The organism is Pseudomonas putida, from assembly GCF_030159595.1.
Taxonomy (GTDB): domain Bacteria; phylum Pseudomonadota; class Gammaproteobacteria; order Pseudomonadales; family Pseudomonadaceae; genus Aquipseudomonas; species Aquipseudomonas putida_AC.
In genome coordinates this window covers 216255-222499 of the sequence record NZ_BSKJ01000010.1, presented here as the reverse complement: position 1 = coordinate 222499, position 6245 = coordinate 216255, and the positions used below count along the sequence as shown (strand labels likewise).

General features: G+C 64.3%; 6 protein-coding genes and 1 riboswitch. Of the genes, 5 read left to right on the top strand and 1 reads right to left on the bottom strand.

Annotated elements, in window-relative coordinates:
* Window positions 1-221: 221 nt before the first annotated feature.
* Complete coding sequence (locus QQL85_RS21665) at window positions 222-2438, bottom strand: TonB-dependent receptor (RefSeq protein ID WP_284356048.1); 2217 nt, start codon at window positions 2436-2438, stop codon at window positions 222-224.
* Window positions 2439-2698: 260 nt separating this feature from the next.
* On the opposite strand from QQL85_RS21665, the gene QQL85_RS21660 reads away from it, so the two are divergent.
* The 5 genes from QQL85_RS21660 to cobM all read left to right on the top strand — a co-directional run bounded on the left by QQL85_RS21660 (window position 2699) and on the right by cobM (window position 6206).
* Window positions 2699-3745 (top strand): LacI family DNA-binding transcriptional regulator, encoded by a 1047-nt coding sequence (locus QQL85_RS21660; protein WP_284356049.1) that lies wholly within the window; start codon window positions 2699-2701, stop codon window positions 3743-3745.
* 88 nt (window positions 3746-3833) lie between these two features.
* A riboswitch (cobalamin riboswitch) is annotated at window positions 3834-4057 on the top strand.
* A gap of 93 nt (window positions 4058-4150) precedes the next feature.
* Window positions 4151-4339: a CbtB domain-containing protein gene (locus QQL85_RS21655; protein ID WP_012272173.1), complete on the top strand. Its 189-nt coding sequence runs from the start codon at window positions 4151-4153 to the stop codon at window positions 4337-4339.
* 9 nt (window positions 4340-4348) lie between these two features.
* On the top strand, window positions 4349-5035 hold the full coding sequence (locus QQL85_RS21650; RefSeq protein WP_284356050.1) for a CbtA family protein: 687 nt from the start codon (window positions 4349-4351) through the stop codon (window positions 5033-5035).
* Entirely contained in the window at window positions 5035-5421 is a 387-nt protein-coding gene (locus QQL85_RS21645; protein WP_284356051.1) for a cobalamin biosynthesis protein, read from the top strand. The genes QQL85_RS21650 and QQL85_RS21645 overlap by 1 nt, the downstream gene beginning before the upstream one ends.
* Before the next feature lie 32 nt (window positions 5422-5453).
* A complete protein-coding gene (gene cobM, locus QQL85_RS21640) occupies window positions 5454-6206 on the top strand; it encodes a precorrin-4 C(11)-methyltransferase (protein WP_284356052.1) in 753 nt (250 codons plus the stop codon).
* Window positions 6207-6245: the final 39 nt, after the last annotated feature.

Sequence of the window (6245 nt, the reverse complement as noted above, 5' to 3'; positions counted from 1 at the left end):
GGCCCGGGGGGCCAATTTGGGCCGGGGGGCCCTTGTGGACGCCCCCGTTTTTTTTGGGGGGGGTTTTTTTGTTACCTTTTAATGTTTTTTGGGGGCCGCGTGGCGCCCCATCGCCGGCAAGCCAGCTCCCACAGGGACCGCGCAATTCTTGAGGCATGCGCTGTACCTGTGGGAGCTGGCTTGCCGGCGATGAGGCCGGTACTAGCCACAGGTATCGCTACTCAGAAATCCTTGCGCAGCTGCACGCCGAAGTAGCGCCCATCATCCCGCGGTACCGAGCGGTAGATGTAGTCGCCGCCACTGGCCAGCATCTGCGCATACGACTTGTCGCCCAGGTTCTTGCCCAGCAGCGCCACGCGCCAGCCGTCGTTGTAGTCGGCCAGGGCAATGCTGGCGTTCCAGATTCCATAGGCGCCCTGCACGGTGTCCGGGTTCTGATCGAGGCTGAACTGCACCGCGTCCTGCCAGCTGTAATCGCTGCTCAGTTCCACATCCAGACCGTTGTCCAGCGGGATCACATAATCGGCGCGCAGGTAAGTCTTCCAGTCCGGCGTGAACGGCAGGCGACCGCCATCGATGTTGCAGTTGGCGGCAGCACCCGCAGGGCAATTGAAGTGGTCGACACGGGCCTTGGTGTAGGCCACGGCTGTCGACAGCTTCAGGCGAGACGTGGCCTGGAAGCTGGCATCCAGCTCCACACCCTGGGTCTTGACCTTGCCGGCGTTGACCAAGCGGGTCACCACCTGGTTGGCCACGGTGTCGTAGAAGTTGGCCTGGTAGTTGTCGTAGTCGGTGTGGAATACGGCCAGGTTGGCGGTCAGGCGATTGTCCAGCGCGGTGCTTTTCAGGCCGATTTCGTAGGCATCGGAGGTCTCGGGTTCGAGCGCCTCGGTGTCGCGCGGCTGCATGTTGAAGAACACGTTGTAGGCCGGGCCTTTGTAGCCGCGCGAATAGGTGACGTAGCCGGTCAGGTTGTCGTTGAAGTCGTATTGCAGGCCGGTCCGACCGCTCCAGCCGTCCTCGTCCACCGAGCCAGCGCTTGCGGTCGAGGGCTGGATGCCGGTCACAGCGGTGGCCGAGGTGGAGACACGGCGGTGGTCATACTCGAGGTCGTCGTGGGTCCAGCGCAGGCCGAATATGGCTCGGAAGTCGTCGGTGAAGTTGAAGGTGTTCTCGCCAAACAGCGCAACACTGTCGTTGGTGGTGGAGTAGTCGGCACGGCCACTGTTGGCGACACCGCCATTGACCGACAGCCGCTGATAGGTCTCGTTGGACGTGCCATGCATGTAGAAGGCGCCCAGCACATATTCGTTGAACTGCCCTTTGGGCGAGGTCAGACGAAACTCCTGGCTGTACTGGTCATAGTCCACCGTGCCCTTGTCATGGGACGCGGTCAGCGGCAGCAGCGCACGGCGGTCGCCGTCCTGGTACTGGGTGTTGTCCCAGCCCCGCCAGGCGCTGATCGACGTCAGGGTGTAGTCGCCCAGCTGCCAATCCAGTTGCGCCGACAGCCCTTGGTTCTCGTCCTCGACGTGGGTCTTGAAGTCGCTGTTGATGTCGCGGTTGTGGGCACTGGGCGCCACCGGACGCAACTGGCTGGCGAACGCGGCACTGGCGCTGGTGATCACACCGCTGGGCAGGGTGTCTTCGCCTTTCATGTAGTCGGCGATCAGGGTCAGGCGCAGGTCTTCGTTGGGCTCGAACTCCAGCTTGCCGCGGGCGCCTTTTCGCTCGTAACCATTGACGTCGTGGCCATTGGCAACGTTCTCGACATTGCCATCGTAGTCGCCCCACAAGGTGCTCAACGAGCCCTTGAATTGCTCGCTCAGGCGCCCGCCAATACCAAAACGCAGGCGGTTCTCGTCGCCACCGCCAAAGTGCGAATAGTCCACATACCCCTGGGTCTGTTCGGGTATGGCCTTGCTGACCACGTTGAGCACACCAGCCGAGGCGTTCTTGCCAAACAGCGTGCCCTGCGGCCCGCGCAGTACCTCGATACGCTCCAGGTCGAGCAAGTCCAGAGTCGACTGGCCCGGGCGGCCGAATACCACACCATCGACCACCGTGGCCACGGTTGGCTCGACGCCCGGGGAGGTGGAAATGGTACCCACGCCACGGATGAACAGCGAGGTGTCCTTGTTCGAGGCACCGGCGCGGTAATTGAGGGTAGGCACCTGCTGGACGATGCTGGCAACGTTGTTGCGGTTGTCGCGCTCCAGTTGCTCGCCATCGATCACCGACACCGCCACCGGCACTTCCTGCAGCGTGGCTTCGCGGCGTGTGGCGGTCACGGTCACGGCGCCCAATGCCGTAGCCTGCGGGGCACCTGCTTGAGCCGGTTCGGCTGCCTGGGCGCCCTGACCGAAAGCGGCCAACAGGATGGCAGCGGCCAGCGGCCGGCGTTGCGTAGCGGGGAATGGTGTACGGCTTTTCTGCATGGTGCTCACTGCCTCGGGAAACCAGAACAGGCCCCACCTGTAGGGGCCGACACGGAATTGCTGTGGTTGTCTGGTCTCGCTCGTGCGAGTGGCAGGCGCTTGCCAACAGCAGCGCTTGTTAGCGCTAACATGAGCAAGTATCAGAGCCCGTCGATTAGCACGTCAAATACTTAAAAGTCAGATTTATATGCAATTAAGCTATTTGCCAATCGTTCATCCGTTAGCGCTACCATCGCGCCATTTCCACAGGAGGCAGCCCGGTGAGCCAGGCCAAGGATCCCCCCCGCAAGCGTCGAAGCGCAGGCCGTGTCACCCTCGCCGAGGTGGCGCGGGCTGCTGAGGTTTCAGCCATCAGCGTGTCGCGCTACTTCAACCAGCCCGACCAGGTTTCACCGCCGTTGCGTGAACGTATCGAGGCCGCTGTACAGGCGCTGGGCTATGTCCCCAATTTGGTCGCCGGGGGGTTGGCCTCGGCTCGCGGGCGCATCGTGGGCATGGTGATCCCGAACATTTCCGGGCCGATCTTCGCCCAGACCATCCAGGCCTTCAGCGATACCCTCAGCAGGCATGGCTACCAGTTGCTGCTGGCGTCCAGTTATTTCAGCGAAGCGCAGGAAGAAAGCGCAGTGCGGGCGTTTCTTGGCTGGTCGCCGGCGGCGTTGGTGGTGACCAGCCATTTCCACAGCCCGGCCACGGAAAAGATGCTGGCCGACGCCGATGTGCCGGTGGTGGAAATCTGGGATTACCGCCCGGAACGGGCGCCCTTGCAGGTGGGTTTCCTTCATCACCAGGTGGGTGTACAGGCCTGCCGATACCTGCTGGACAAAGGCCACCGGCGCATCGCGTTCGTGCAAAACAGTGCAGCCGGCGACCTGAGTGCGCTGGAACGGCGCGACGGCTATATCGAGGCGCTGGGTGAGGCCGGGCTGGAGCCCTGGGTGTTCGTGCCCTCGGCCGACTGCGCGCCGTTCGAGGCGGGCAAGCAAGCCATGGAAGCATTGATCCGCCGCAATCCACGGCCCGAGGCGATCATCTTCGCCAATGACAACCTGGCGGCCGGCGCCCTGTTGGCCGGCCAGCGCGCCGGTTTGCGCCTGCCTGAAGACATGGCCATTGTCGGCTTTGGCGACTACCCCTTTGCCGACATGCTGTTGCCCAGCCTCACCACCCTGCGCCCGCCCTCCCGGGAAATTGGCGAAGTGGCAGCGTTGCGGGTGCTGCAGCACCTGGGTGTGCTGGCGTGTGACGGTGAGGTACAGCGGCTGAACCTGTTGGCGTGCGAGTTGATTGCCCGCGAAAGCGCATGAAGGGCACAGTGGCCCGAACACTTGCGCCTTCAGAGGGTGGGTACGGGTACACCAAGCTGGCATTGACGGCAAGCCCGCCCCATGCTCTCCTTATGCCTCACGTTCAGGTGCCCCCTTGGGGGGTGAAACGGGAAACCGGTGCGTTGCAGGCCCTCCAGCAGGGCCGGACAAGGCCGGTGCTGCCCCCGCAACGGTAAGCGAGCGAAGCGTCTGTACCACTGTGCCTTGTAGTGCGGCATGGGAAGGTGACGCTTTCCAGGAGCCCTGCTCTTCCTCGCAAGCCCGGAGACCGGCCTGGCGTTCATGAACACCCCGCGGTGGGCGGGCGCTGTTGCATTCCCCTGGGCGACCACGCTCGGGGCTGCCGCGCTTGCCCATTGCCCACAAAAAGCAGAGGAACGCGTCATGCCCGTCACCAGCGCCAAGCAACACAGCCTTGCCACTCCTGTCACCCTCAGCCAGCGCGTCGTCATCGCCGTCGGCGCCAGCCTGCTGGGCCTGTGCCTGGTGTACTTTGCCGGCTTCTCGCACATCGAGGCCGTGCACAACGCCGCCCACGACACCCGCCACAGCGCCGCCTTCCCCTGCCACTGAGTACGCCTGATGATCATGCGCATTGCCCGTACCGCGGGCTTCAGCGGGCTGCTTGCGGCCCTGTTGCTGACCCTGCTGCAAAGCTTCTGGGTCGCCCCGCTGATTCTTGAGGCGGAAACCTACGAGTCCTCGGTCCCTGCCGCCCACCACGAGCATGGCGGCGACGTACCTGCCCATGAGCACAGCGCCGAAGCCTGGTCGCCGGAAGACGGCTGGCAGCGCGTGCTCTCTACCACGGGTGGCAATCTGGTAGTCGCAGTCGGCTTTGCCCTGATCCTCGCCGCCCTGTACAGCCTGCGCGCACCGACGCGCGCCGGCACGGGTGCATTGTGGGGGCTGGCCGGCTTCGCCGTGTTCTGTCTCGCCCCGACCCTGGGCCTGCCACCCGAACTGCCCGGTACTGCAGCCGCCGACCTGGGACAACGCCAGGCCTGGTGGATCGGCACAGCCAGTGCCACCGCTCTGGGCCTGGCTTTGCTGGTGTTCGCTCGCCACTGGCTGCTGAAGGCGTTGGGCGCCGTGCTGCTGGTAATCCCCCATGTGATCGGCGCACCACAACCTGAAGTACATGAAAGCCTGGCCCCCGAAGCCCTGGAAACCCAGTTCAAAGTGGCCTCCTGGCTGACCAACGCCGCCTTCTGGCTGGCCTTGGGCCTGCTCAGCGCCTGGCTTTTCCGCCGCTCCAGCCAGGCCTGATGCCTGCCTACTACGCCGGCTTCGGCTGCCGCCGGGGTTGCCCGGTGGATACCTTGCAAAGCCTGCTGCACCAGGCCCTGGAGAACCAGGGCCTGGTATTGGCCGACCTGCGCGGCATCGCCAGCATCAGCCTGAAGGCCGACGAACCTGGCTTGTTACAACTGGCCGATCGCCTCGGTTTGCCCTTGGTGCTGTACCATAGCGTGCAACTGCAACCTTACGAACCCCTGCTAAGCCACCGTTCCGCCGCCGCCCATGCCCACAGTGGCTGCTGGGGGGTGGCCGAGAGTGCAGCACTGGCCCTGGCGGGCCAGCAGCTTGGCACGGCCAGGTTGCTGCTGGCTCGCCAGGTACTGGGCCCGGCAACCCTGGCCCTGGCCTGCTGAGCACTTCCCCTTCTTTCCTGCAAGGACTTTCCATGACGGTCTATTTCATCGGTGCCGGTCCCGGCGACCCGGAACTGATCACGGTCAAGGGACAACGGCTGATTCGCCAATGCCCGGTGATCATCTATGCCGGCTCACTGGTACCCGCCGCCGTGCTCGAAGGTCACCACGCCGAGACCGTGATCAACAGCGCCGGACTGCATCTGGAACAGATTATCAGCGCCATGCGCAACGCCCACGAACAGGGTCAGGATGTGGCCCGTGTACACAGTGGCGACCCCAGTCTGTACGGTGCCATCGGCGAGCAAATCCGCCACTTGCAGGCGCTTGGCATCGATTACCAGATCATCCCCGGGGTCACCGCCACGGCAGCCAGCGCCGCACTGCTCGGCTGCGAACTGACCCTGCCACAGGTGGCACAAACGGTGATCCTCACCCGCTATGGCGACAGCTCGCCCATGCCGCCGGGCGAACAGCTGGGTGACCTGGCGCGCCATGGCAGCACCCTGGCAATTCACCTGGGGGTCAAGCACCTCTCGCGCATTGTCGAAGAACTGCTGCCACACTACGGCGCGCACTGCCAGGTAGCAGTGGTGCATCGTGCCACCTGGCCCGACCAGGACTGGGTGCGCGGCAACCTCGGCGATATCGTCGAACGCGTGGCGGCCAAAGATTTCCGGCGTACGGCACTGATCCTGGTTGGCCATGTGCTAGGGGATACGCCATTCGCCGAGTCGGCCTTGTACCGTGCCGGGCACGCCCACCTGTATCGCCCTGCCGACTGAGCATTGCCAGCCTAGCCACGGGCGTAGCAGACTCCGGGT